This is a genomic window from Pseudomonas cucumis, from assembly GCF_030687935.1.
Lineage (GTDB): Bacteria > Pseudomonadota > Gammaproteobacteria > Pseudomonadales > Pseudomonadaceae > Aquipseudomonas > Aquipseudomonas cucumis.
The window spans coordinates 372,764-399,670 of the sequence record NZ_CP117454.1 but is presented as its reverse complement, the minus strand read 5'-3'; the positions used below and the strand labels follow the sequence as shown (position 1 = coordinate 399,670).

The 26,907-nt window shown below is 60.7% G+C and carries 22 protein-coding genes and 1 pseudogene; 6 read left to right on the top strand and 17 right to left on the bottom strand.

Annotation, left to right across the window (positions count from 1 at the left end):
• Nucleotides 1–8: 8 nt before the first annotated feature.
• The 6 genes and pseudogenes from PSH97_RS01780 (at nucleotide 9) to PSH97_RS28500 (ending at nucleotide 4,324) form a co-directional block, all read left to right on the top strand.
• Nucleotides 9–287: a twin-arginine translocase TatA/TatE family subunit gene (locus PSH97_RS01780; RefSeq protein WP_305447861.1), complete on the top strand. Its 279-nt coding sequence runs from the start codon at nucleotides 9–11 to the stop codon at nucleotides 285–287.
• 10 nt (nucleotides 288–297) lie between these two features.
• Nucleotides 298–723 (top strand): Sec-independent protein translocase protein TatB, encoded by a 426-nt coding sequence (gene tatB, locus PSH97_RS01775; RefSeq protein ID WP_305447860.1) that lies wholly within the window; start codon nucleotides 298–300, stop codon nucleotides 721–723.
• On the top strand, nucleotides 720–1,514 hold the full coding sequence (gene tatC, locus PSH97_RS01770) for a twin-arginine translocase subunit TatC (RefSeq protein WP_030129238.1): 795 nt from the start codon (nucleotides 720–722) through the stop codon (nucleotides 1,512–1,514). Before tatB ends, tatC begins: the two co-directional genes overlap by 4 nt.
• Nucleotides 1,511–2,218: a 16S rRNA (uracil(1498)-N(3))-methyltransferase gene (locus PSH97_RS01765; RefSeq protein WP_305447859.1), complete on the top strand. Its 708-nt coding sequence runs from the start codon at nucleotides 1,511–1,513 to the stop codon at nucleotides 2,216–2,218. Before tatC ends, PSH97_RS01765 begins: the two co-directional genes overlap by 4 nt.
• Nucleotides 2,219–2,407: 189 nt before the next feature.
• Nucleotides 2,408–3,418, top strand: a pseudogene (locus tag PSH97_RS28505) (methyl-accepting chemotaxis protein); the annotation flags it as partial.
• Between the two features lie 33 nt (nucleotides 3,419–3,451).
• The gene (locus PSH97_RS28500) at nucleotides 3,452–4,324 is read left to right on the top strand and encodes a methyl-accepting chemotaxis protein (protein WP_407682173.1); all 873 of its coding nucleotides are present in this window, start codon (nucleotides 3,452–3,454) and stop codon (nucleotides 4,322–4,324) included.
• A gap of 146 nt (nucleotides 4,325–4,470) precedes the next feature.
• On the opposite strand, the gene mdoH is transcribed toward PSH97_RS28500, so the two are convergent.
• The 17 genes from mdoH to PSH97_RS01675 all read right to left on the bottom strand — a co-directional run bounded on the left by mdoH (nucleotide 4,471) and on the right by PSH97_RS01675 (nucleotide 26,907).
• Nucleotides 4,471–7,041 (bottom strand): glucans biosynthesis glucosyltransferase MdoH, encoded by a 2,571-nt coding sequence (mdoH, locus tag PSH97_RS01755; protein WP_305447857.1) that lies wholly within the window; start codon nucleotides 7,039–7,041, stop codon nucleotides 4,471–4,473.
• Nucleotides 7,034–8,836, bottom strand: a complete 1,803-nt coding sequence (locus PSH97_RS01750; protein ID WP_305447856.1) for a glucan biosynthesis protein G — start codon at nucleotides 8,834–8,836, stop codon at nucleotides 7,034–7,036. Before PSH97_RS01750 ends, mdoH begins: the two co-directional genes overlap by 8 nt.
• 321 nt (nucleotides 8,837–9,157) lie before the next feature.
• Entirely contained in the window at nucleotides 9,158–9,595 is a 438-nt protein-coding gene (gene dtd, locus PSH97_RS01745; protein WP_305447855.1) for a D-aminoacyl-tRNA deacylase, read from the bottom strand.
• Nucleotides 9,592–10,563 (bottom strand): prolyl aminopeptidase, encoded by a 972-nt coding sequence (gene pip / locus PSH97_RS01740; protein ID WP_305447854.1) that lies wholly within the window; start codon nucleotides 10,561–10,563, stop codon nucleotides 9,592–9,594. The genes dtd and pip overlap by 4 nt, the downstream gene beginning before the upstream one ends.
• 114 nt (nucleotides 10,564–10,677) lie before the next feature.
• Nucleotides 10,678–11,598: an alpha/beta hydrolase gene (locus PSH97_RS01735; protein WP_305447853.1), complete on the bottom strand. Its 921-nt coding sequence runs from the start codon at nucleotides 11,596–11,598 to the stop codon at nucleotides 10,678–10,680.
• Nucleotides 11,599–11,767: 169 nt separating this feature from the next.
• Nucleotides 11,768–12,715: a choline ABC transporter substrate-binding protein gene (locus tag PSH97_RS01730; protein WP_305447852.1), complete on the bottom strand. Its 948-nt coding sequence runs from the start codon at nucleotides 12,713–12,715 to the stop codon at nucleotides 11,768–11,770.
• Nucleotides 12,716–12,959: 244 nt separating this feature from the next.
• Nucleotides 12,960–13,763 carry an N-formylglutamate deformylase gene (gene hutG, locus PSH97_RS01725; protein WP_305447851.1) on the bottom strand — a complete coding sequence of 268 codons (804 nt, stop codon included), beginning with the start codon at nucleotides 13,761–13,763 and terminating at the stop codon, nucleotides 12,960–12,962.
• Between the two features lie 10 nt (nucleotides 13,764–13,773).
• On the bottom strand, nucleotides 13,774–14,979 hold the full coding sequence (gene hutI, locus PSH97_RS01720) for an imidazolonepropionase (protein ID WP_305447850.1): 1,206 nt from the start codon (nucleotides 14,977–14,979) through the stop codon (nucleotides 13,774–13,776).
• Nucleotides 14,980–14,996: 17 nt separating this feature from the next.
• Nucleotides 14,997–16,406 (bottom strand): amino acid permease, encoded by a 1,410-nt coding sequence (locus PSH97_RS01715; RefSeq protein WP_305447849.1) that lies wholly within the window; start codon nucleotides 16,404–16,406, stop codon nucleotides 14,997–14,999.
• A gap of 149 nt (nucleotides 16,407–16,555) precedes the next feature.
• Nucleotides 16,556–18,094: a histidine ammonia-lyase gene (gene hutH / locus PSH97_RS01710; RefSeq protein ID WP_305447848.1), complete on the bottom strand. Its 1,539-nt coding sequence runs from the start codon at nucleotides 18,092–18,094 to the stop codon at nucleotides 16,556–16,558.
• Nucleotides 18,095–18,205: 111 nt separating this feature from the next.
• A complete protein-coding gene (hutH, locus tag PSH97_RS01705) occupies nucleotides 18,206–19,729 on the bottom strand; it encodes a histidine ammonia-lyase (protein ID WP_305449736.1) in 1,524 nt (507 codons plus the stop codon).
• Nucleotides 19,730–19,783: 54 nt separating this feature from the next.
• A complete protein-coding gene (locus tag PSH97_RS01700; RefSeq protein ID WP_305447847.1) occupies nucleotides 19,784–20,614 on the bottom strand; it encodes a quaternary amine ABC transporter ATP-binding protein in 831 nt (276 codons plus the stop codon).
• Nucleotides 20,611–21,462 carry an ABC transporter permease gene (locus PSH97_RS01695; RefSeq protein ID WP_123499998.1) on the bottom strand — a complete coding sequence of 284 codons (852 nt, stop codon included), beginning with the start codon at nucleotides 21,460–21,462 and terminating at the stop codon, nucleotides 20,611–20,613. The genes PSH97_RS01700 and PSH97_RS01695 overlap by 4 nt, the downstream gene beginning before the upstream one ends.
• Nucleotides 21,463–21,532: 70 nt before the next feature.
• Nucleotides 21,533–22,501, bottom strand: a complete 969-nt coding sequence (locus PSH97_RS01690; RefSeq protein WP_123361141.1) for an ABC transporter substrate-binding protein — start codon at nucleotides 22,499–22,501, stop codon at nucleotides 21,533–21,535.
• Between the two features lie 68 nt (nucleotides 22,502–22,569).
• Nucleotides 22,570–24,042 (bottom strand): purine-cytosine permease family protein, encoded by a 1,473-nt coding sequence (locus tag PSH97_RS01685; protein WP_305447846.1) that lies wholly within the window; start codon nucleotides 24,040–24,042, stop codon nucleotides 22,570–22,572.
• Nucleotides 24,043–24,198: 156 nt separating this feature from the next.
• Entirely contained in the window at nucleotides 24,199–25,887 is a 1,689-nt protein-coding gene (gene hutU / locus PSH97_RS01680; protein WP_305447845.1) for a urocanate hydratase, read from the bottom strand.
• A 450-nt stretch (nucleotides 25,888–26,337) separates the two neighbouring features.
• Nucleotides 26,338–26,907, bottom strand: coding sequence for a HutD/Ves family protein (locus PSH97_RS01675; protein WP_305447844.1), 570 nt, complete (start codon nucleotides 26,905–26,907; stop codon nucleotides 26,338–26,340).

The window sequence follows — 26,907 nt, the reverse complement described above, 5'->3', positions numbered from 1 at the left end:
AACGCAACATGGGCATTTTTGACTGGAAACACTGGGTGGTCATCCTGGTTGTCGTGGTGCTGGTGTTCGGCACCAAGAAGCTGAAAAACCTCGGCACTGACGTGGGCGAGTCGATCAAGGGCTTTCGTAAAGCCATGAACGACGACGAGAAACCGGCTGACCCGACAGCGACCCCGGCCCAACCGGTTCCGCCTGTTCAGCCACAGGCCACACAGTCCGTGAACCCGCCGCACACCATCGATGTGCAGGCGCAAAAAGTCGAAGAGCCGACCCGCAAAGACTCGTGAGCACTGACTAATGTTTGGTATCAGCTTCTCTGAACTGCTGCTCGTCGGCCTCGTTGCCCTGCTGGTGCTGGGCCCCGAGCGTCTGCCGGGCGCTGCGCGCACCGCCGGCCTGTGGGTCGGGCGGCTGAAGCGCAGCTTCAACGCGATCAAACAGGAAGTTGAACGTGAAATCGGTGCCGACGAGATCCGCCGGCAACTGCACAACGAGCACATTCTGTCCCTGGAGCAGGAGGCGCGGAAGATCTTCACGCCGACTCAACAGGAGCCGACGCCGGTGGAACCTGTCGCGACGCAGACTATTCATGCGCCAGCGGCTGAGGCTATGCCGGTGGCTGAAGCCGCTGAACCTGCACCTTCAGCAGAAACTGTTGCTCCTGCCGCCGCGCCGACAACACCGGCGCCTCACGACACCACTTTGCCGCCGCGAGCCCCATGAGCGATCTTCCCGAAAATGACCAGCACATGCCGCTGGTTTCGCACCTCACCGAGTTGCGCACCCGCCTGCTGCGCTGTGTAGCGGCGATTTTCATTATCTTTGCCGGGCTGTTCGCCTTCACCCAGCAGATCTACACCTTCGTCTCCACGCCGCTGCGCCAGTACCTGCCGGCCGGCGCGACGATGATCGCCACCGACGTGTCGTCGCCGTTCCTGACGCCGCTGAAACTGACCATGATGGTCTCGCTGTTCCTGGCGATCCCGGTGATCCTGCACCAGATCTGGGGCTTCATCGCGCCGGGCCTGTACAAGCATGAGAAGCGCATCGCGGTGCCGTTGCTGGTCTCCAGCATTCTGCTGTTCTACACCGGCATGGCCTTCGCCTATTTCCTGGTGTTCCCGCTGATCTTCAAGTTCTTCGCCGCCGCCACCCCGGCCGGCGTGGAAATGATGACCGACATCACCAGCTACCTCGATTTCGTCATGACGCTGTTCTTCGCCTTCGGCGTGGCGTTCGAGATTCCGGTAGCCGTGGTGCTGCTGGTGTGGATTGGCGTGGTCAACGTCGCATACCTGAAGAAAATCCGCCCGTACGTGATCATTGGCTGCTTCGTGGTCGGCATGATTCTGACGCCGCCGGACATCTTCTCGCAGACGCTGCTGGCCGTTCCGATGTGGCTGCTGTTCGAAATCGGCATCCTGTTCGGTAGCCTGATCAGCAAGCGCGGCGAGCACCCGGACGACCAGCCGGCTGACGATCACAACGACCAGCCGCCAGCGACTCAAGCGTGAACCTGCTGCTCCTCGAAGAGGCCGACTTCATTGCGGCCGACCGGGTGATCCTGCGCGATCGCCGGTTGACTCATATGCAGGAAGTCCATCGCTCGGTGGTTGGCGACAGCCTGCGGGTCGGGCGTATCGGCGGCTTGATGGGCTCGGCCGAGCTGCTACGCCTGGACGCCGATGAAGCCGAGTTGCGCGTCACCCTCGACCAGCCGCCACCGGCCAAGCTGCCACTGACTTTGGTGCTGGCCCTGCCGCGACCGAAAATGCTCCGTCGGGTGTTTCAGACCGTGGCTGCCATGGGTGTGCCGCGAATCGTGCTGGTGAACAGCTATCGCGTCGAGAAGAGCTTCTGGCAAACCCCGTTCCTGGAGCCCGAGGCGATTCGCGAGCAGTTGATCCTGGGTCTTGAACAGGCCCGGGACAGTGTGCTGCCGGAAGTCGTCATCGAGAAGCGCTTCAAGCCCTTTGTCGAAGACCGTCTGCCGGCCATTACCGACGGCACCTTGGGCCTGGTCGGCCATCCCGGTAACTACCCGTCCTGCCCCCGCGGCCTGGACGAGCCGGTGACCCTGGCCATCGGCCCCGAAGGCGGCTGGATTCCCTACGAAATCGACTTACTGGGCAAGGCCGGCCTGCAACCGGTGCAACTCGGCGAGCGCATCCTGCGGGTCGAAACCGCCGTCACTGCGCTGCTCTCTCGTTTGTTTTAACCCTTCCGGATCACACCTCCCCATGTAGAAGCTGCCGAAGGCTGCGATCTTTTGATTTTTAGAATCAAGATCAAAAGCTCGCAGCCTTCGGCAGCTCCTACGGGATCGTGCCTTGACACCTACAGAACCCCGCCCGCCTGCCGATACAGCTTCCATAAAACCGATTAATGGTCCGAGGGGAGTTGCAGCATGTACCGTTGGCTAGCCGAGAAACTGGGAAACGTAAGCGTCAATCGCAAACTGGGTGTCGGCTTCGGTCTGGTGCTGCTTCTGACTTTGTTGATCACCTTCACCGGTTGGACCGGCTTGAGCGGTGTGATCAGCCGTGGCGATACGCTTGGGTTTATTTCCAGCCTCAATGAGCTGACCAAAGACCTGCGCCTGGCCCGTCTGGATTACGACATGCGCCGCGGCGAACAAGGCGCGGGCGCCGTCAACGAGCTGATCGGCCAACTCGATGCCGGCTTGAAAACCGCCCGAACGCTGGTCGAACAACCTGCCGACGTGGCAATGATCGATCAGCAATTGGCCGCGGTCAGCGAGTACAAACGCGCTTTCGCGGACATGACCCAGGCCACCGCCACCCGCGAAGATGCTCGCAGCAAACTGGGCGCTACCGCCGATAACGCCGTGGCCCGGGTCGCTGAAGTCGAAAAATCCCTGCTGCAAGGCGACAGCGTCGCTCAGTTCAACAGCGTGATCGACCTGAGCAAGCTGATCCAGCAAGCGCGTTTCCAGGTCCGCGGCTACACCTACAGCGGCAAGCCCGAGGCCGAACAGCCTGCGCTGGATGCCATCGGCAACGCTCTGAAAAACCTCGAAAGCCTGCCGTCTCAACTGCCGGAACAACACATCGCCAACCTGCAACAGGCGACCGATTCACTCAAAGCTTACCGCGCGGCCGTCAGCCAGTTCCGCGACTCCCAGGTCGCCAGCGCTGCCGCCCTCAAACGCATGAGCGCGCAAGGCGACATTCTGCTCGACGTCAGCAAAAAGCTCACCGTCTCGCAAACCGTCGTGCGTGACACCGATGCCGCGCACGCCAAAAATCTGCTGCTGATGGCCACCGTCCTCGCGTCGGCCTTTGGTTTGTTCGCGGCTTGGGCTATCACTCACCAGATCGTCATTCCTTTGAGCCAGACCCTCAAAGTGGCAGAGCGTGTCGCCGCGGGTGACCTGACTCACAATCTTATTTCCGAACGTCGGGACGAACTGGGCCAGCTACAGCGCGCCATGCAGAGCATGACCCTGGGCCTGCGGGAACTGATCGGTGGCATCAGCGATGGCGTGACCCAAATCGCCAGCGCCGCTGAAGAGCTGTCGGCCGTCACCGAACAAACCAGCGCCGGGGTCAACAGCCAGAAGGTCGAGACCGATCAGGTGGCCACCGCCATGCACGAAATGACCGCCACTGTGCAGGAAGTCGCGCGTAACGCCGAGGAAGCGTCCGAAGCTGCCGTCGCCGCCGACCAGCAGGCCCGCGAGGGTGACCGCGTGGTTGGCGAAGCCATCGCCCAGATCGAACGCCTGGCTACCGAAGTCGGCAACTCCACCGCCGCCATGGGCGATCTGAAGCGCGAAAGCGACAAAATCGGCAGCGTGCTCGACGTGATCAAGTCCGTGGCCCAGCAAACCAACCTGCTGGCGCTCAACGCCGCCATCGAAGCCGCCCGCGCCGGTGAAGCCGGGCGCGGTTTTGCCGTGGTCGCTGATGAAGTCCGCAGCCTGGCCCAGCGCACTCAGAAGTCCACCGAAGAAATCGAAGAGCTGATCGTCGGTCTGCAGACCGGCACTCAGCAAGTCGCGACCATCATGGACAACAGCCGCAGCCTGACCGACAGCAGCGTCGAACTGACTCGCCGCGCCGGTAGCTCGCTGGAAAGCATCACCCGCACCGTGTCGGCAATCCAGTCGATGAACCAGCAGATCGCCGCCGCTGCCGAGCAACAGAGCGCGGTGGCTGAAGAGATCAACCGTAGCGTGCTGAACGTGCGCGATGTGTCCGAGCAGACTTCGGCCGCCAGTGAAGAGACCGCGGCTTCCAGCGTTGAGTTGGCGCGGTTGGGGACGCATTTGCAGATGCTGGTGGGGCGGTTCAAGGTTTGAGCTGATGCGGGTATCCCGGTTCGCTTGAAACCGGGGTGATGCCATCGCGGGCAAGCCCGCTCCCACAGGGTCCGCGCCCAACACAAAAGTTGTGTTCAGTCAGATCATCAGCACAAAAAAAACCCCGCTTTCGCGGGGTTTTTTCATCAGGCCAACTGAGGCTGCACGCTCACAGGCTTGAGCGGCAACAGCGGCGCATGGGGATCGGCATCCACCGATGTGCGCCAGGCTTGTAGCCACTCGGCGTGGCCTTCGTTCCAGACCTGCTCATGCAAGCGACCCAGTGCCACCGGATCACTCAGCAGGGCCACGCGCTCGTCGTTGGTCAGCCCGGCAGGCCCGACCTTCATCGCGTGGCGAACCCGCTCGATACGCAGCCATTCGATCGGCTCGGCCTGACGGTGACGAGACGTTGCCAGCGCGCATGCCAAAGCGTTCTGCTGAGGATCGACCACCGACCGGACGAAGCCGTCGTTCAGTGCATGCCAACGGTTTTCGTGGGTGTACTGATCGGTCGACAGCAATTCCTGTGGCGGGGCATATTCCTCAGGAATCAGGAACAGGCTTTCGTCACGGGACTTGAGGCCCAGGCCGACACGGCTGGAGATCACCGATACCGGGATCGACAGCATCAGCGAACCGACAATCGGCACCAGCCACCACAGGAAGCTCGGGTTCAGCCAGATCACCAACAGCGCCCAGAAGAAGCCCAGCAAGGTTTGCGGACCATGGCGTTTGACCGCTTCGCTCCATGGCGTGGAGTCGTCGTCACGTTGCGGCGAGTTCCAGGTCGCGGCCCAGCCGAGGAATGCGGCGAGTACGAAACGGGTGTGGAAAATCATCCGCACCGGCGCCAACAGCATGGAGAACAACATCTCCAGCAGCATCGACAGCGTCACCTTGAACTTGCCACCGAACTCTTTCGCACCCTTGGCCCAGATCAGAATGATGCTCAGCAATTTCGGCAGGAACAGCAGCACGATGGTCGTCGAGAACAACGCAATTGCCTTGTCCGGCTGCCATTGTGGCCACAGTGGATAGAGCTGACGCGGTTCCAGGAAGTATTGCGGCTCCATCAACGTATTGACCGCCAGCAAGGCCGTCGACAACACCAGGAACAAGAACCACAACGGCGCCGACAGGTAAGACATCACGCCGGTCAGGAACACCGCACGGTGCACCGGGTGCATGCCCTTGACGAGGAACAGCCGGAAGTTCATCAGGTTGCCGTGGCACCAGCGACGGTCACGCTTGAGTTCGTCCAGCAGGTTCGGTGGCAGTTCTTCGTAGCTGCCCGGCAAGTCGTAGGCAATCCATACGCCCCAGCCGGCACGGCGCATCAGCGCAGCTTCGACGAAGTCGTGGGACAGAATCGCACCGGCAAACGCGCCTTTACCGGGCAACGGCGCCAAGGCGCAGTGCTCGATGAACGGCTTCATGCGGATAATCGCGTTGTGACCCCAGTAGTGGGATTCACCCAACTGCCAGAAGTGCAGACCGGCAGTGAACAGCGGACCGTACACACGCGTGGCGAACTGCTGCATACGCGCATAAAGGGTGTCCATGCCCGACGCACGCGGCGCGGTCTGGATGATCCCGGCGTCCGGCGTGGCTTCCATCAGGCGCACCAGACTGCTCAGGCATTCGCCGCTCATCACGCTGTCGGCGTCGAGCACGACCATGTACTTGTAATCACCGCCCCAACGACGGCAGAAGTCGTCGAGGTTGCCGCTTTTACGTTTTACGCGGCGGCGACGGCGACGATAGAAGATCTTGCCGAAACCTTTGCCTTCACGGCAGACGTCCAGCCAGGCCTGCTGCTCGGCAACGCAGATGTCGGCGTCGTTACTGTCGCTGAGTACGAAAAAGTCGAAGCGATCCAGGTTACCCGAGGCCGCAACCGATTCGAAGGTCGCCCGCAAACCGGCGAACACCCGCGGCACGTCTTCGTTACAGATCGGCATCACCAGTGCGGTGCGTGCGTCCTTGGCGATCGGCTCGTTGCCGGCGCTGGCGCCGGAAATGCGGTACTTGTCACGGCCGGTGATCAACTCGAGGAAGCCCATCAGCGCGGTCCAGAAACCGGCCGAGACCCAGCAGAACAGAATCCCGAACATAATCAGAATGCTGGTTTGCAAGGCATATGGCAGCACTTGCGTGGCGGTTTGGGTCAGCGGTTGATGCAGGACCTCTTCAAGATCGACGAACGACCAGCCCTGGTACGGCATGATGCCTTTCATGTACCAGCCGGCGACGATCGTCTGACCGAGCATCAGCACCAGCAGAATGTAGCGTCGGATCGAACCGACGGTGCGCCAGCGAGCCGCCGGCAGCACGTTCTCATCCTTTGGCGGAGCCGGCGGATTGGTGCGACCGGTCAGCCGACGCCAGCCACGCACCAGAATGTTGGTGCGCCACGGCTCAGGCACGACTTTGGTCCGACGGATCGGCGGGGTTGCCTTCAGGCAAACCCGACCACTGGCATCGAGCACCAGCATTTCCGCATCCGCCAGTTCTTCGGCGGAGTTCAGGGTCAGGCGCCGGCCGACCGAGGCTTGAGCAGCCTCGGCCGGCGCGTCGAACGTCGAGGACGACAGACGTTCGTGCAGTTCACTGAAAGACTTGCAGCCCGCGAGTTCCGCGCGCTGCTCGTCGCTCATCGGCAAATGCGCCAGATACTCGGCAAGCGTTTGTGGCTGTACTTGTGAATTACTCATCGGCGGGCAACTGATAGCTCCAGGTCTCGGTCAGGACTTGTTCAGTCGGTGCCGATTCCGTTGTGGCTGGGGCCGCTTCGGCAGCGACAGGCTGCTTGGCGTCATTGTTGTCCTTGTCCTTGGTATCCTTGACTTGCTGGGCTTGGGCGTGTGCTTCAGCCTGCTTGTCCTTCTTCTCCTGCTGGCGGGCGGCGATCTTGTCGGCCTTGGCAACGGAAGAACTGGACGTTGGCGCCGCGGTCTTGAGCGCCTCGGCAGGCGAGATGTTCTTGACCAGCGCAGCCCGCATTTCGGTGGCCTTGCTCGGATCCTTGATCTTCATCCGCAGGGTCAGGCGCCAGCCCTTGGTTTCAGGGTTGTAACGGACGCTGTTCTCGACCAGTTCTGCGTTGTCGCCAACACTCACCTGACTGCGCACTTCAGCATCTTCCGGCAGGACTTGGAGGGACGGGCCTTCGAAATCCACCAGATAGGCCACGCTGCCGTCCGGCTGACGAATCAGGTTCGACTGCTTGACGTCACCCGTGGAACGCAGGGTCTGTTGAACCCAGGCGCTGTCCGGCGAATGCAGGGAGGCTTCGTCGATGGTCCAGTGCATGCGGTAGGCAACGTCCAGGGACTGGCCAGGTTCAGGCAGTTTTTCCGGGCTCCAGAAAGCGACGATATTGTCGTTGGTTTCGTCGGCGGTAGGAATCTCTACCAGATCGACGGAGCCTTTGCCCCAATCGCCTTTGGGTTCGATCCAGGCACTTGGGCGCTTGTCGTAGCGGTCATCGAGGTCTTCGTAGTGACTGAAGTCACGGCCACGTTGCAGCAAGCCGAAACCGCGCGGGTTCTCGATCGAGAAGTTACTCACGGACAGGTGCTTCGGATTGTTCAGTGGGCGCCAGATCCATTCGCCGTTGCCGGCATGGATCGACAGGCCGCTGGAATCGTGCAGTTCGCGACGGTAGTTCAGCACTTTCGACGGCTGGTTGGCGCCGAACAGGAACATGCTGGTCAGCGGCGCAACGCCAAGCTTGGTGACTTTGTCACGCAGGAACATCTTGGCCTTGACGTCGACGACCGTGTCGCTGCCCGGACGCACGGTCAGGCGATAGGCACCGGTGGCGCGCGGCGAATCCAGCAGGGCGAAGATCACCAGATGCTTGTCGCCCGGCTTCGGCTGTTGAATCCAGAACTCGGTGAAGCGCGGAAACTCTTCGCCGGATGGCAATGCGGTATCAATGGCCATGCCGCGAGCGGAGAGCCCGTAGGTCTGCCCCTTGCCGATGACGCGGAAATAACTCGCGCCGAGCATGGTCATGATTTCGTCTTGCTTGTCGGCCTTGTTGATCGGGTACAGCACACGGAAACCGGCATAACCCAGCTGTTCGGTGGCTTTAGGATCGAACTTCACGTCGCCGAAATCGAAACGACTTGGGTCGTATTTGATCTCTTCGACGGTGTTAGCCGTGATTTCGTTGATTTTCACCGGCGTATCGAAGTGCATACCCTGGTGATAGAACGACAGCTTGAATGGGGTTTTCTGGTTCGCCCATTCGGCTTTTTCCGTGAGGAACCGGATTTTCTGATAGTCCGCGAATTTCATCTCGCGAAACTCATTCGGCAGGTTACTGCGCGGGGCTTCGTATTTTTGCCCGGCCAGCTCTTTTGCCTTGACCGATACGTCATCCAGATTGAATGCCCAAAGTTGGCCGGCGCTGAACAGGCAGAGCAGTGCAGAGCCCGCTACCAGAGCGCTTCGAAACCGTTTGGCAGACAATTTTGGTGCATTACAGGGACTAACAATCACGAGCAACCCTCGCCGAAAACAGATCAAAAAACCAACGGCCAGTTAAAGTGCCAGCACGGTGTGCGGTGGAAAAAAACCGACCCTGCGAACGACTCTTGCCAAGTTGGCGAGCATTGTTCCGACTCCTATGGGGCAAAATGATTCCCCAACAGGTCTCGGACAAGTCTCTACCTAAGTCAAAACGGACCAACGAACGCTGATCCCCGTAGCGCGCGATTATCTAGCAGGCCGCGTTACAACGCATCAGGGGGAAGCAAGTATTTATCGGGAAAAGCCCCTGTTTTCAGCCGAAATGCCCTGAAAAGGATCTTTCAAGCGCTTTCAGGTCTGTAACAGGAAGGTTACCGGGCCATCATTGACCAGGTGCACCTGCATATCCGCGCCGAATCTACCTGATGCCACAGTGCCATGCACCTGTTTCGCTTTGCCCAATAGATAGTCGAAAAGCTCCTCGCCCAAAGCAGGAGGAGCCGCAGTCGAAAAACTTGGGCGCAACCCGTTTTTGGTGTCGGCGGCCAGGGTGAACTGCGAGACCAGCAGCAACCCGCCGCCTACGTCCGCCAGGGACAGATTCATCTTGCCCTCGGCGTCACTGAATACTCGATAGTTAAGCAGTTTATGCACAAGTTTGTCGGCGCTGGCCCGAGTATCGTCGGGCTCGACCGCCACCAGCACCATCAACCCCTGATCTATCGCGCCAACCACCTCTCCCGCGACCTCGACTCGCGCGCCACGCACGCGTTGCAGCAGGCCCTTCATGCTTCGTCTGGCGACAAGTTGAGCATACGACGGGCCATCAGATCAGCGGCGCGTACCAAGGCATCGGTAATACCCGTTTCGGACGCCGCATGGCCCGCGTCACGAATCACCTGCAATTCGCTGTTCGGCCAGGCTTGATGCAATTCCCAGGCGTTGTCCAACGGGCAGATCACGTCGTAACGACCATGAACGATAACGCCGGGCAGGTGGGCGATCTTGGCCATGTCACGAATCAGTTGGTTCGGCTCGAGGAAAGCGTTGTTGGTGAAGTAGTGACACTCTATACGGGCGATGGACAACGCACGCTGGGGCTCGGAGAAGCGGTCGACCACCAGCGGATTCGGCCGCAGGGTGGCGGTGCGGCCTTCCCACATGGACCAGGCCTTGGCCGCGTGCATCTGGGCGATCTGATCGTTGCCGACCAGGCGTTTGTGGAACGCCGAGAGCAAGTCGTGGCGTTCGTCCTGCGGGATCGGGGCGATGTAGTCCTGCCAGTAATCGGGAAACAGACGACTGGCGCCACACTGGTAGAACCACTCGATTTCCTGGGGACGGCAGAGAAAAATCCCGCGCAGAATCAAACCGTGCACGCGCTCCGGGTGGGTTTGCGCGTAGGCCAGGGCCAGGGTTGAACCCCAAGAGCCGCCGAACAGCACCCATTTGTCGATGCCCAGGTGCTTGCGAATCCGCTCGAGGTCGGCGACCAGATCCCAGGTGGTGTTGTTTTCCAGGCTGGCGTGGGGCGTGGAGCGACCGCAACCCCGCTGGTCGAAGGTGACAATGCGATACAGGTTCGGATCGAAATACCGACGGCTCTGGGCATCACACCCGGCACCAGGGCCGCCATGGATGAACACCACCGGCAAACCTTCCGGCGAACCGCTTTCGTCGACATACAGCGTGTGGGTTTTATCGACGGCCAGATCGTGCCGGGCGTGGGGTTTGATCTGCGGGTACAAAGTCTGCATTGCGCGCTCCGTAAGGGGTCGAGGTCATCCCTGGGGGGACTTCTATTATTCTGCCGTCCGGCATCATAAACCCGAATTACTTCAATGAGCATGCCCCTTGCAGCGCAGAGTTTGTCAGCCCGTCGTCTCAGCCAGATAGCCGAGCAGGGTTTCATAGAGTCGGTCGACTTCGGCGACCTGCCCCCGCGCCCGCAAACAGCCGTGAACCAGCCCCTCCCCGTAATAAAGCGTTGCGCTCACGCCTGCGGCGTTGAGTCGCTCGGCGTAAAGCACACCGTCATCGCGCAGCGGGTCGAACTGCGCCACGGCGATCAACGCCGGTGGCAGACCGCCGAAATCGTCGGCGAGCAAGGGCATCGCATAGGCTCCCGGTTGTCGGGTTCCGCCTAAATACAACGCGTGATAACAATCCAGATCGCTGCTGCCAAGCAATGGCGCATCGGCGCATTCGCTGCGCGACGGCAATCGGTGATCACCGCCCAGTCCCGGATAGATCAGAACTTGCGCGCATGGCATTGGCTTGCCGGCATCGCGCAAAGCGAGGCACAACGCAGCGGCGAGATTGCCGCCAGCGCTGTCGCCGGCCACCAGGGTCCGCGCCGGATCGAGCTGAAACGGTCCCGCGCGCAACGCGCGCCAGACACTCAGGCAGTCATCGAACGCCGCCGGGAACGGATGCTCCGGTGCCAGCCGATAATCGACGGCGATCACCAACACGCCGAGCACCGACGCCAGTTCGGCGCAGATGAAGGCGTGGGAGTCCAGCCCCCCCACCACCCAACCGCCGCCGTGCAGGTACACAATGCACGGCCAACCGTTGGTCGGCGGCGTGACCGACGGTTGCCAGGAGCGTACGGCCACGCCTGCCAATTGAAAGTCGACCACCTCAAGCCCCGCCGGATGTGGCGGGGTGAACGCCCGGCACATCTCGCTGTAGGCCTGACGCAAACCGGTGAGGCTGCTATCGGTGCTGTTGAAGCTGAGGGTTTTCTCGACGAAAGCCGCCATCTGTTCGGAGAGTGGATAAAAAGCCATGCAGCCAACCAATTAGAGGAAGTCAAAAAGTCTGAACGACGCAAATCCTGTGGGAGCGTGGCTAGCCCGCGAAGAATGCGCTGCGGTTTTTCAGGTATTACGCGTCATCGTTCTTCGCGGGCAAGCCACGCTCTGCGTCCCCCTCACCAGAGCGGTCTCGCTCGACCAGTCAGTTTTTCAAACTGGCCTGAACGGTTGCCACACCCTCCTTGCCATCAAAACTGCTCACACCCGCCAGCCAGCGCTGTAGATCTTCGGGATGATCACGCAGCCATTGTCTGGCGACCTCCTGTGGCGTCTTGCGCTCCATGATCGGCACCATCAACTGGCTTTCCTGAGCCGCGGTAAAGGTCAGGTTTTCCAGCAGGCGGTTCACGTTCGGGCAGCGTTCGGCATAGTCTGGCGCGGTCACGGTGGAAACGGTCGCCGCGCCTTCGTTCGGCCCGTAGACGTCTTCGCTGCCGGTCAGGTAGGCGATGTTCATGTTGATGTTCATCGGATGCGGGGTCCAGCCGACGAACACCACGAACTCCTTGCGATTGACCGCCCGCTGCACGGCAGCAAGCATCCCGGCCTCACCGGACTCGATCAGTTTGAAGTCCTTCAAGCCAAAGTGATTGGTCTCAATCATGGTTTTGATCGTGGTGTTGGCACCGCTGCCCGGCTCGATGCCGTAGATTTTGCCGCCGAGCTGATCCTTGAATCTGGCGATGTCGGCGAAAGTTTTCAGGCCGGCGGCAGCCACGTAGTCAGGCACGGCGAGCGTCGCCTGGGCGTCGGCCAGGCTCGGCTTGCCCATGACTTTCACCTGATTGGCGGCCACGAACGGCGCGATGTTCTTGTCCATCGCCGGTTCCCAGTAACCGAGGAAGATATCCAGGCGTTTGTCGCGTATGCCGGCGAAGATGATTTGCTGCACGGCGCTGGTTTGCTTGCTTTCGTAGCCGAGGCCGTTGAGCAATACGTCAGCCATGCCGCTGGTGGCGATCACGTCGGTCCAGTTGACCACGCCCATGCGCACGGTCTTGCAGGAAGCGGGGTCATTGGCGAAAGCGCTGGTGCTCAGAAGAGCAGTGCCGGTGAGGATTAACAGACAGCGGTTGAACAGTCGTTTCATCGGGAAGGCTCGCTCGGCAGCAGATTATTATGGGCCCGGTGTCTTCATGCACCGTGCCCAGAACATTACGCAGCGCCGAGACGGCAAAAGCGCCCTGTGGCGACCGTGTTTTGCACGGTGGCGACAGCTTTGCCGCAAGGATCGTTCCCACGCTCTGCGTGGGAATGCAGCAAGGGACGCTCTGCGTCCCAAAAGCGGACGCGGAGCGTCCGAGGAGGCATTCCCACGCGGAGCGTGGGAACGATCACGCTGCGTGGTGTTGCTGCCCCCACGCCAGCAGCCCTTGCAGCAATTCCCTGAGCACCACTTGCGTCGGCGCTGCCAAATCCGGGCGATAACGGAACGGCTCGAACTCTTCCATATACGTGCACTGGCCCAACTCCAGTTGCACGGCATGGATGTTCTCGGCCGGATTGCCGTAATGCCGGGTGATGTGCCCGCCCTTGAAGCGACCGTTCAGCACATGGCTGTAATCACCATGCCGTGCGCAGATGGCTTCCAGTTGGCTGGCCAACTGTGGATCGCAACTGGCGCCGTTGAAGGTGCCGAGGTTGAAGTCCGGCAGCTTGCCGTCGAACAGGTGCGGGATGATCGAGCGGATCGAATGCGCATCGAATAGCAGCGCGTAGCCAAATTCGGCCTTCAGTCGCGCCAATTCCTCCTGCAAGGTGCGGTGGTACGGCGTCCAGATGTGCTCCAGATAAGTTGCCCGCTCTGCGGCCGATGGCTCCAGCCCTTCGCGGAACAACGGAATACCGTCGAACAGCGTCGCCGGGTACAAACCGGTGGTGGCGCCGACATACAAAGGCTTGTCGTCGGACGGCCGGTTCAGATCGATGACAAACCGCGAGTACTCAGCTGCCAGGGTGCTGGCGCCCAGCTCGGCGGCGAATTCGTAAAGCCGGGGGATGTGCCAGTCGGTGTCCGGCAGGCTTTTCGCGTCGGGAATCAATCCCGCTTCCACCGCAGGGGTCAGGCGCAGGCCGGCGTGGGGCATGCTGATCAGCAGCGGCACACGGCCTTGTTTGAAGTTCAGAACCTTATCCACAACTGCTCTCCTAAACGCTCGTTTCGACGCCGTGACGCACGACGCGTTTTTCCAGATCGCCGCCCAGCCAGTACGACAGGTCGGCCGGTCGATCAATCTGCCAGGCGACGAAGTCGGCGACTTTGCCGGCTTCCAGCGAACCGTGAGTCTCGCCCATGCCCAGCGCGGTGGCGGCATGAATCGTTGCACCCGCCAGGGCCTCTTCCGGGGTCATGCGAAAGCAGGTGCAGGCCATGTTCAGCATCAAGCGCAACGACAGCGCTGGCGAAGTGCCCGGGTTGAGGTCGCTGGCGATGGCGATTTTTACGCCGTGTTTGCGCAGGGCTTCCATCGGCGGCAATTGGGTTTCCCGCAGGAAGTAGAACGCGCCGGGCAGCAATACCGCGACGGTGCCCGACTTGGCCATGGCAATGGCGTCGTCTTCGGTCATGAATTCCAGATGATCGGCAGACAGTGCGTGGTAACGCGCCGCCAGGCTCGAACCGTGCAGCGACGACAATTGCTCGGCATGCAGTTTCACCGGCAAGCCGAGGTTCTGCGCCGCGACGAAAACCCGTTCGACCTGTTCCGGCGAAAACGCCAGGTATTCGCAGAAAGCGTCCACCGCATCCACCAACCCTTCGGCCGCCAGGGCCGGGAGCATTTCACTGCAAATGTGATCGATGTAAGCGTCGGCACGGTCCGCGTATTCCGGCGGCAGAGCGTGGGCGGCCAGACAAGTGCTGCGCACGCTGACCGGTAGCTCGGCGCCGAGACGGCGGATCACCCGCAGGATTTTGCGTTCGCTGGCCAGGTCCAGGCCGTAACCGGACTTCATCTCGACCGTGGTCACGCCGTCGCGCATCAAGCTCTTCAGACGCTTGGCGGCGCTGACGAACAGCTCGTCTTCGCTGGCAGCGCGGGTGGCGCGCACGGTGCTGGCAATGCCGCCGCCGGCCGCGGCAATTTCCGCATAGCTGACACCTTGCAGGCGTTGCTCGAACTCGCCGCTGCGGTTGCCGCCGAACACCGTGTGGGTGTGGCAGTCGATCAGGCCCGGGGTGACCCAGGCCCCGTTAAGGTCATTGACGGCCGGGTACTCGCCCGACGGCAGTTCGCTACGCGGCCCCAGCCACTCAATGTGCGCACCTGACGTCACGATAGCCGCGTCCTCGATGATCGAGTAGACGCCTTGCGCCATGGTTGCGACGTGACAGTGTTGCCAGAGAGTTTTCATCCTTGGCCTCCGTTAGGTTATCGATGAGAAAAAAAAGGTTCCTGCTCCACCGGTACCGTCTTTCCTGCCGCCGGTTTCACCCACGTCAGGTACGCCAGCACCAGCAGCACGATCCAGACCACACCAACGATCAGAGCCGCCTGGGTATCCGGGAAATAGCCCAGCACGCCGAAGATGAACAGCATGAAGGCGATCGCCGCCATCGGCGCATAGGGCCAGAACGGCACCGGGAATTTCAGTTGGGCGACCTGCTCGGCACTCATGGAACGACGCATGGCCACTTGGGTGAACAGAATCATCAGCCAGACCCACACCGTGGCAAAGGTCGCGACGGAGGCGATCAGCAGAAAGACGTTTTCCGGAATCAGGTAGTTCAACAACACGCCCAGCAGCAGCGCACTGCTCATCACCACCACTGTCAGCCACGGCACGCCATTGCGCGACAAGCGGGCAAAGCCTTTGGGTGCATGCCCTTGCTGAGCCAGGCCATACATCATGCGACCCGCGCCGAAGATGTCACTGTTGATGGCCGACACCGCCGCCGAGATCACCACGATATTGAGGATGGTCGCCGCCGAACTGATACCCAGGTTGTCGAAAATCTGCACGAACGGGCTGCCTTGGCTGCCGATCTGCTGCCACGGAAAGATCGACATCAGCACCAGCATCGTCAGCACGTAGAACAGCAAAATGCGCAACGGTACGGCATTGATCGCCCGGGGCAGCACACGCTGCGGGTCTTTGGCTTCACCGGCGGTAACGCCGATGATTTCAATACCGCCAAAGGCAAACATCACCACCGCAAACGAGGCGATCAGGCCACCGACGCCATTGGGCATGAAGCCGCCCTGGGTCCAGAGGTTGCTGATATCGGTCGCCTGGGCACCGGGCGCATTGCTAATGCCGAACAGCATGATGCCGAAACCGCCGAGGATCATCGCGACGATGGCCGCGACCTTGAGCAGCGACAACCAGAACTCCATTTCGCCGAAGACTTTGACGTTGCACAGGTTCAAGCCGCCGACCACCGAAACGATGCCCAGCACCCAGATCCAGCGGGAGACTTCCGGAAACCAGAAACCCATGTAAATGCCGAAGGCGGTCACGTCGGCCATGCCGACGATGACCATTTCAAACGCGTAGGTCCAACCGAGGATGAAGCCCGCCATCGGCCCAAGATAGGTGCTGGCGTATTGGCCGAAAGAGCCGGCCACCGGGTTGTGCACTGCCATCTCGCCGAGGGCGCGCATGACCATGAACACCGCCGCGCCACCGATCAGGTAAGCAAGCAATACCGCAGGCCCGGCCATTTGAATGGCCGAGGCAGAACCGTAGAACAGCCCGGTGCCGATCGCCGACCCCAGCGCCATGAAGCGAATATGTCGGGCAGAGAGCCCGCGTTTCAAACCTTTTGCTGGCTGTTGCATTTCTCGTCCTTAATTATTTTTATTGGCGACTGATCGTTCCCACGCTCCGCGTGGGAATGCAGCCCGTGACGCTCCGCGTCACTGGACGCAGAGCGTCCCTAGAGGCATTCCCACGCGGAGCGTGGGAACGATCATCAGAGAAGGAGCCATTACAGGCTAGGCAGCAACTTCGCCGTAACCAGCTCATTCAGGCAACGCGTGGCCAACAACTTACTGGCCGCATTGATGTCCGGCGCGAAGAACCGGTCCTTCTCATAAAACGGCACTTCAGCCCGCAAAATCGCCCGGACCTTTTCGAGTTTGGCCGAGGTTTTCAGACCTTCACGCAGGTCGAGGCCCTGAGCCGCCGCCAGCCATTCCACTGCCAGAACCCCACGCGTATTTTCCGCCATTTCCCACAGACGCTTGCCCGCCGCTGGCGCCATGGACACATGGTCTTCCTGGTTGGCCGACGTCGGCAGACTGTCCACCGAATGCGGATGGGACAGCGCCTTGTTCTCGCTGGCCAATGCCGCCGCGGTCACCTGGGCGATCATGAAGCCGGAGTTCACACCGCCATTGGCCACCAGGAACGGCGGCAGCTGCGACATGTGCTTATCCATCATCAGCGAGATGCGGCGTTCGCTCAGGGAGCCGATTTCGGCGATGGCCAAAGCCATGTTGTCAGCGGCCATGGCCACCGGTTCGGCGTGGAAGTTACCGCCAGAGATCACGTCGCCTTCAGCGGCGAACACCAACGGGTTATCCGATACGGCGTTGGCTTCGACGGCAAGCACCTCGGCGGCCTGACGGAACTGGGTCAGGCAGGCGCCCATGACTTGCGGCTGGCAGCGCAGGGAGTACGGGTCCTGAACCTTTTCGCAGTTCTGGTGCGAGTCGGACACTTCGCTGCGCTCGCCCAGCAGATCGCGGTACGCGGCAGCGGCGTCGATCTGGCCTTTCTGGCCGCGAGCGGCATGAATGCGTGCATCGAACGGCGAGCGTGAGCCCAGCACGGCTTCAACCGTCATACCACCAATGGCCAGGGCGCCAGCAAACAGGTCTTCGCCTTCAAACAAACCGCGCAATGCATAAGCGGTAGAAACCTGAGTGCCGTTGAGCAACGCCAGACCTTCTTTGGCAGCCAGGGTCAACGGGGTCAGACCGGCGACTTTCAGCGCTTCGGTTGCTTCCATCCACTCGCCTTTGTAGCGAGCCTTACCTTCGCCCAGCAGCACCAGGGACATATGGGCCAAAGGCGCCAAGTCACCGGATGCACCCACCGAACCTTTCAATGGAATGTGTGGGTAAACCTCGGCGTTGATCAGGGCGATCAGCGCGTCGATTACTACGCGACGAATGCCGGAGAAGCCACGGCTCAGGCTGTTGACCTTGAGCACCATGACCAAGCGAACCAGTGCGTCGCTGATCGGCTCGCCGACACCGGCGGCGTGGGACAGCACCAGCGAACGCTGCAGGTTTTCCAGGTCTTCGCTGGCGATACGGGTCGAAGCCAGCAGGCCGAAACCCGTGTTGATGCCGTAAGCAGTGCGGTTCTCGGCGAGGATCTGTTCCACGCAGGCAACGCTGGCTTCGATTTGCGCCGAAGCGCTTTCATCAAGGGTGATTTTGACCGGTTGCTGATAGACATCACGCAGTTGGGCAAGGCTCAGTTGGCCGGGAATCAAGTTAAGCGCAGTCACATTCATTCTCCTTTTGAGAGTTTCTTATTAACTCACCAGACGCTCCGGAGATGTCCGTTGTCCGTCGCTTCCCGCCTTTTGGGGGGGCTGCGCCTTGGCACGCTGGTGTGGTGGAAATCAGTTCAGGTTCGGTAAAGCCTTGTGCAGCAAAATCGGGTCTTTCAAAACAGCAGCGGCGCTGGCGATGTCCGGCGCCAGCCAACGGTCCTGGTCATAGGCCGGAACCCGCTCGCGCAGCAGGCACCATGCGGCGTCGGTGCCGGCGCCGAAGCGTTGTTCTTTTAAAAATTCGAAAGCCTGGGCCGCCAGCAGGTATTCGATAGCGAGGATCTGCGTGCAGTTTTCCAACGCGCGATGCAGCTTCAGCGCGGCGTTGGTGCCCAGGCTCAGGTGGTCTTCCTGCAAGCCCGAGGTGACGTAGTTGTCGAGCACCGCCGGTTGCGCCAACTGACGGTTTTCCGCACACAGGGAAGCGGCGACGTACTGGACGATCATCATCCCGGAATTCACCCCGGGATTGGCCACCAGGAATGCCGGCAAACCGCTGACGTGCGGGTTGATCAAGCGGTCCAGGCGACGCTCGGCGATGGAACCGATTTCCGCCATGGCGATGGCCAGCAAGTCCGCCGCCAATGCCACTGACTGACCGTGCGGGTTAGCCTGGGACACCACCCGGAAATTGTCCGGCGTGCCCAGCAACATCGGGTTGTCGGTGACCGAGTTGAGTTCGGTTTCGATCTGCTTTCTGGCGTGCTCAAGTTGATCGCGAGCGGCACCGTGGACTTGCGGGATCGAGCGGATGCTCAATGCATCTTGAGTGCGAATGCCTTTGCTGCTGGCAATCACTTCGCTGCCATCGAGCAAGGCGCGAAGGTTGATGCCGACTTGCTGCATGCCCGGGTGAGGTTTGAGTGCGATGATCTCGGCGTCGAACGCGGCGATCTGACCGCGCTGGGCTTCGAAGCTCATGGCACCGATCACATCGGCCCACTGCACCAAGCGTGTCGCATCGGCAATTGCCAGACAGCTGAGACCGGTCATGCACGGCGTGCCGTTGACCAGGCACAAACCATCCTTGGCGCCGAGCTGAACCGGTTGCAGACCTTCCTCGCTCAAGGCTTGCTGCGCGGAAACGATCTGCCCGCGATAGCTGACATTGCCGACACCCAGCAGAGTGATTCCGATGTGGGCCATGTGGGTCAGGTAGCCCACCGAACCCTGGGACGGCACTTGCGGGGTGATGCCGCGGTTGAGCAGCGCCAGCAGCGCTTCGACCACTTGGCGGTGAATGCCGGATTTGCCGTGGCTGTAATTGCGGATCGCTGCACACATGATCGCGCGGGTCTGCTCATCGCTCAGCGGAGCGCCGACGCCACAGGCATGACTGAGTAAAGTGTTGCGCGACAGTTGGCTGAGTTGTTCGCCTTTGAGCGAGACGTTGCACAGCGCGCCGAGGCCGGTGTTGACGCCATAGGCACGCTCGCCGCTGGCGACGATGCGCTGGACGATTGCCTGGGCATTCTCGATCCGCTCCCAGACCTGCGGTGACAGCTCAAGCTGTGCGCCATGGCGGGCGACGGCGACCACATCCTGCCAGCGCAACGGGGCGTCGGCGATAACGATTTTTTCAGCCTGGGACATCATTAACCTCTTGAACTTGATCGTTCCCACGCTCTGCGTGGGAACGATCGACTGTTAAACCACCGCCGCCCGACGTTGAACGAACCGGTCAACATACTCATCCGCCGGCGAATGCAGGATCTCTCGTGGCGTGCCGACCTGAATCAGGCGGCCATCCTTGAGGATCGCGATGCGGTTGCCGATGCGCACGGCCTCGTCGAGGTCGTGGGTGATGAAGACGATGGTCTTGTGCAGGGTCTTTTGCAGTTCCAGCAACTGGTCCTGCATTTCGGCGCGGATCAGCGGGTCGAGGGCGCTGAACGCTTCGTCCATCAGGATGATGTCGGTGTCCGCCGCCAAGGCGCGAGCCAGGCCCACACGCTGGCGCATACCGCCGGAAAGCTGATGCGGGTATTTGTTTTCGTAGCCCTTGAGGCCCACGGTGTTGATCCAGTGCAGCGCGCGTTCGGCGCACATCTGCTTGCTCTCGCCACGCACTTTCAGGCCGTAGGCGACGTTATCCAGCACGGTCTTGTGCGGCAGCAGGCCGAAGCTCTGGAACACCATGCTGATCTTGTGCCGGCGAAATTCGCGCAGGGCTTCCATGTCGTATTGCAGGATGTCCACGCCGTCCACCAGGATCGCGCCGCTGGTGGGGTCGATCAGGCGATTGAAGTGACGCACCAGGGTCGACTTGCCGGAACCCGACAGGCCCATGATCACGAAGATCTCGCCGGTGCCGATGCTTAGCGACAGGTCATTCACGCCAACCACGCAACCAGTTTCGGCCAGCACCTGATCCTTGGTCTTGCCCTGGCCAATCATGCCCAGCGCATCCTTGGCACGGTTGCCGAAAATCTTGAAGACATTTTTGACTTCGATCTTGCTGATGGCTTCGTTGCTCATTTGCTCACCTCATGCCGTGGCCGACCATACGCCTGAGTAATGCGGTCGATGACCACTGCCAGAATCACGATCGCCAGACCGGCCTCAAGCCCACGTCCGACGTTGAGGGTCTGAATCCCCACCAACACGTCTTCGCCCAAGCCACGGGCACCGATCATCGAGGCGATCACCACCATCGACAGGGCCATCATGGTGGTCTGGTTGATCCCGGCCATGATGCTCGGCAGGGCCAGCGGCAGTTGCACGCCAAACAGTTGTTGCCAGCGATTGGCGCCGAAGGCGTTGATCGCTTCCATCACTTCACCGTCGACCTGACGAATACCCAGATCGGTGAGGCGGATCAGCGGCGGCGCGGCGTAGATCACCGTGGCGAAAATCGCCGGGACCTTGCCCAGGCCGAACAGCATCAGTACCGGAATCAGGTACACGAAGCTCGGCATGGTCTGCATGATGTCCAGCAGCGGCATCAGTACCGAACGCAGGCGATTGCTGCGCGCCGAGAGAATGCCCAACGGAATGCCGATCAGCACCGAGATGACCGTCGCCACCATCATCAGCGCGAGGGTCTGCATCAGCTTGTCCCAGAGGCCGACCGCCCCCACCAGGAACAGCAAACCGACGATGACCGACGTGGTCACGATTTTGCGGGTCGCGTGCCAGGCAACGCCCGCCACGATCGCCAGCATCAGCCACCAGGGCGCCGCGCGCAGCAGCCCTTCGAGATTGACGATGGCCCACAGCAGGGTGTCGGAGATGCTGCGGAACACATCGCCGTAGTTGGTGACCAGCGAATCGACCCAACTGTTGACCCAGTCGGCGATGGAAAAGGTAAAGCTTTCGGGAAACATAAAAGACTCTCAATCAAGGGGTTGCGATCAAGCATCCGACTGCCGTTGCCGACAGTCGGAGAGACTCAACCTACAAGGCCGCGTCGATCTTTTTGGCTGCGTCTTCGCTCACCCACGCGTGCCAGACTTCAGGATGTTCCTTCAAGAAGATCTTGGCCAGTTTTGGCGATTCGATCCGCTCTTTGGCCATACGCCCGAGGTTCTGGTTAAGCAGGTCGATTGGCAGGTTGACCTTCTCCAGCACGGCCACCAGTTCCGGGGCTTGCTCGTGGAAGGTCTTGGACAGGCCGACCTTGATGGTCACTTCCTTGTTCACGCCTGGCTTTTCTTCAAGCTTGACCAGGTCGACCTGGCCCATCAGCGGGGTTGGCGACCAGTAGTAGAACAGGATCGGCTCGCCACGCTTGTAGCTCGATAGCACTGCCGCATCCAGTGCCGGCCCGGTGCCTGGACGGAAGTTGGTGTAGGTGCTTTCCAGGCCGTAGCTTTTGAGCATTTCGCTGTTGTCCAGCTCACAGGTCCAGCCGGCCGGGCAGTTATAGAATCGCCCCTTGGATGGCTCTTCCTGGTCCTTGAACACTGCAGCGTATTTACCCAGATCGGCGATCGCTTTCAGGTCCGGGGCTTTGGGCTCCAGCTTGCGCTTGGCGTCACCTTCGATCACGTAACGCGGCACGTACCAGCCTTCGACAGCACCCACGACAGGTGCGCCGACACCGACAACTTTGCCGGCCTTCTCGGCCTTGTTCCAGACTTCGCTACGCCCGACCCACTCTTCGGCGAAGATTTGAATATCGTTGCTGCTCAGGGCGTTTTCCATGGTGATGGAGTTGCCCGGCAGGCTGTCGGTCTTGCAGTCGTAGCCTTTCTCCAACACGACTTGCAGCACGTCGGTCAGCAGCATGGCGCTTTCCCAGTTCAGGCCGGCGAACTTCACCGGTTTGCCCGATTCGCACCAGCCAGCCGCCTGAGTGGCGCCGGCGCTGGCCAGCAGGCCCATGGAAAGCAATGTGGTCAGCAGGGTCTTGTTCGATTTCATTGTTTGACGCTCCTAATCATGAGTTGGCTTACGGCAGTCAAGAGGCATCCAGCCCTGTCCACGTCCAATCAGGCCTGCGCCGCAGCGCGACCGGCCCCGCTTGTTATAGGTGCTGCATCGTTGTCCTGCTCGAGCGGCAGGATCAGTTGACCGGGTACTGCGCTGTGCCATTTTTTCGCGCACACGTAATACAGGCCTGCGGGAAGCACCAGACCAATGATCCAGGAAATATCCACGCCACCCAGAGCGTCCACCAGCGGACCGGTATAGAACTTGGTGGCGATGAAGGGCAACTGCACCAGTACACCGAAGACATAGACGCTGATACCGAGAGGGTTCCAACGGCCGTAGCGACCGTTCGGATCGGCCAGCGCCGGTACGTCATAGCGCTCGCGAGTGATGCAGTAGTAGTCCACCAGGTTGATCGCGCTCCATGGCGTGAAGAACGCCAGCAGAAACAGGATGAAGGACTTGAACGCACCGAGGAACGAGTGCTGACCGAGCAACGCGATGAGGGTCGCCGTACCGACGATGACCAGCACGAAGGCCAGACGTTGCAAGCGCGTGACCTTCAGCTCACCACGGAAACCGCTGATGATGGTCGCAATGCACATGAAGCTACCGTAGGAGTTCAGCGTGGAGATGGTCACCTTGCCGAACGCAATGCTGAAGTACAGCAGCGCCGCGGTGGCACCGGTTCCGCCCAGACCGACGATGTAAGCGACTTCGTGACCGGCAAATTGACCGTTGGCCGAGGCGGCGGCAAACACACCGAGGACCATCGCCACCTGCGCACCAATGACCGAACCCGCGCCAGCGGCGAAAAAGGTTTTCACTGAAGAAATCTTGCTCGGCAGGTAGCGTGAATAGTCAGCCACGTAAGGCCCGAACGCGATCTGCCAGGACGCCGCGAGCGACACCGCGAGCAGAAAGCTGGTCCAGCTGAAGTGACGGATTTGCAGGAGTGCGCCAACGTCAGTCTGGCTCATCAGGCGACTGAACAGGTAAACGAAGGCAATCACGCCAATGACGCTGGCGACACGGCCGATGAAATGAATCACCCGATAACCGAGCACCGTGACCAGCACGATGACACTGGCGAAGATGAGGATGCCGACGCTGTCGCTGACGCCAAACAACTGGCCCAGCGCCTGGCCGGAAAGCACGGTTCCCGTTGCGGTGAATCCGAGGTACATCAGGCACACCAGCACGATCGGGATGGCCGCGCCATAAACGCCGAACTGCACGCGGCTGGAGATCATCTGCGGCAGGCCAAGCTTGGGGCCTTGTGCGGCATGCAGCGCCATCACGCCACCGCCGAGCAGTTGCCCGATCAGCAAACCGATCAACGACCAGAACACATCGCCGCCCAGCACCACGGCCAGGGCCCCGGTGACAATCGCGGTGATTTGCAGGTTGGCACCCATCCACAGGGTGAACTGGCTCAACAGACGACCGTGTCTCTCCGCTTCCGGGATGTAGTCGATCGAACGTTTCTCGATCAACGGTTTACTGCCTGCACGATCGTCATTAACAGCCATTGTTCAACCTCTGTGGATTGTTTGTCGGTGTTGGTGATCCCTGTAGGAGCGAGCGGTGCGGCGATCCGACTTGCCCGCGAAGGCGTCTTTTCTGACACACCGCGGTTCGCGGGCAAGTCTCGCTCCTACAGGTTTTGCATCAGGCCAAGGCCCGATTTATTTGCCGGTAATCATCGGCAGGTTCAGGCCCTGCTCCTTGGCGCAGTCGATGGCGATCTGGTAACCGGCATCGGCGTGACGCATGACACCGGTAGCCGGGTCGTTGTGCAGCACGCGAGCGATACGCTCGGCCGCTTCGTCAGTACCGTCGCAGACAATCACCATGCCCGAGTGCTGGGAGAAGCCCATGCCGACGCCGCCGCCGTGGTGCAGGGAAACCCAGGTCGCGCCGCTCGCGGTGTTGAGCAGAGCGTTGAGCAGTGGCCAGTCGGACACGGCGTCGGAGCCGTCCTGCATCGACTCGGTTTCGCGGTTAGGGCTGGCAACAGAGCCGGAGTCCAGGTGGTCGCGACCGATCACGATTGGCGCGGACAATTCACCGCTGCGAACCATTTCGTTGAACGCCAGACCGAGCTTGGCGCGCAAGCCCAGGCCAACCCAGCAGATACGTGCCGGCAGCCCCTGGAAGCTGATGCGCTCGCGCGCCATGTCCAGCCAGTTGTGCAGGTGGGCGTCGTCCGGGATCAGTTCTTTTACTTTGGCGTCAGTCTTGTAGATGTCTTGCGGATCGCCCGACAGTGCCGCCCAACGGAACGGGCCAATGCCACGGCAGAACAGCGGACGGATATAAGCCGGTACGAAACCCGGGAAGTCGAACGCGTTCTCGACGCCTTCTTCTTGGGCCATCTGACGGATGTTGTTGCCGTAGTCGAAGGTCGGAATACCCATTTTCTGGAAGTCGAGCATCGCTTTAACGTGCACGGCCATGGACTGCTTGGCGGCTTTGACCACGGCAGCAGGCTCGGTCTTGGCGCGAGCGCGGTACTCTTCCCAGGTCCAGCCGGCTGGCAGGTAACCGTTGAGTGGGTCGTGGGCGCTGGTCTGGTCGGTGACCATGTCTGGGCGCACGCCGCGCTTGACCAGTTCTGGCAGGATTTCAGCCGCATTACCCAGCAGGGCGATGGAAATCGCTTTGCCTTCTTTGGTGTATTTGGCGATGCGGGCCAGCGCGTCGTCGAGGTCGGTGGCTTGCTCATCGACATAACGGCTGTTCAGGCGGAAATCGATGCTGACCTGCTGGCATTCGATGTTCAGCGAGCAAGCGCCGGCCAGGGTGGCGGCCAATGGTTGAGCGCCGCCCATGCCGCCGAGGCCTGCGGTCAGGACCCAACGACCTTTCAGGTCATCGTTATAGTGTTGGCGACCGGCTTCCACGAAAGTTTCGTAGGTGCCCTGGACGATGCCCTGGCTGCCGATGTAGATCCAGCTGCCGGCGGTCATCTGGCCGTACATGGCCAGGCCTTTGGCGTCCAGTTCGTTGAAGTGTTCCCAGCTCGCCCAGTGTGGCACCAGGTTGGAGTTGGCGATCAGCACGCGCGGGGCGTTGGTGTGGGTCTTGAACACGCCGACCGGCTTGCCGGATTGCACCAGCAGGGTCTCGTCGTCGTTCAGGTTGGTCAGGCTTTCGACGATCTTGTCGTAGCATTCCCAGTTGCGTGCCGCACGACCGATACCACCGTAAACCACCAGTTCTTTAGGGTTCTCGGCGACTTCCGGGTCGAGGTTGTTCATCAACATGCGCAGCGGCGCTTCAGTCAGCCAGCTCTTGGCGGTCAGCTTGTTACCGCGTGCGGCACGGATTTCGACATTGCGGTATTTAGTAGGTTTCTGGGTATTGTCAGTCACGAAAAAGACTCCTCAGCGATCAATCCAAACCAACCCTGGCAGTGGGCGAGCCAGCCTGTGCGCGTCAAAGCGACACAAGCGAATCAGTGGACGTTGCGAGGAGTCTCGATCGACTCATACGCATACGTCTTTACTTGTACATACAAGCATATGCAATCAAGCGGCCAACTTGCTGGATGAGCGTTCAAGAAAAGTTTTGAAAGGGCTGGAAAGCCTGTAGATCAAGGGTTCTGAGGAAGATGAAATTTTTCGGGGAGATTTTGTGCGAGGACGATGGCTGTTACTTGAACGTGGTTTTGCGCCACGCTGGGGCGTTCGGTAACAAAGTGGTGCGCAATGGGAAACGGGTTTTGAGCCCTGAAAAGCATCGCGGGCAAGCCCGCTCCCACAAGTACGATGATGTCCCTGTGGGAGCGGGCTTGCCCGCGATAGAGGCGACTCGGTGCTGGCTCAGCGTGCGATCAGCTCGATCACACAGCACTGACCCTTGATAGAGATATCCAGCAGCCCGGCGTTACCGTTGAGCTGCAGACAATCATGGCGCCCTAGCTGAGAGGCGTTGTTACCCACCGTCACTTCAAGCTGTTCAACCACGCTGAACACCAGCACGGTGCCGGCCGAGCTGAAAAACCGCTGCTCGCCCTCCAGCCACTGCAACCGCGCGCGGTAACGGTCCGGCGCATAAATCAGGTTGAAATCGCGAATCGGCCCGCCGAGCAATGTGCAGGACACGTGACTCTCGCCACTAAACGCAAACGGGTCCAGCGGTAACAACGGCCGCGTGTCCTGGCCGTCGACGCGCAAGCTCATGCCCTCCCCTTGCAGCACGGTGATCACCCGCTCATAGCCGGCAAAGGTTGAAAACCCGCCCGACTCGCCGATGTCGGCAATCGACAGACGCCAGCCGAAACCCTCAAGGCCAGCCCCTCCATCACGGGTGATTTCTTCGGTGCTGCCGCCGCCGTTTTTCCACGGCATGCGCGGGTAATCTGTTGCGCGTAAAACTTTCAACTGGCTCAT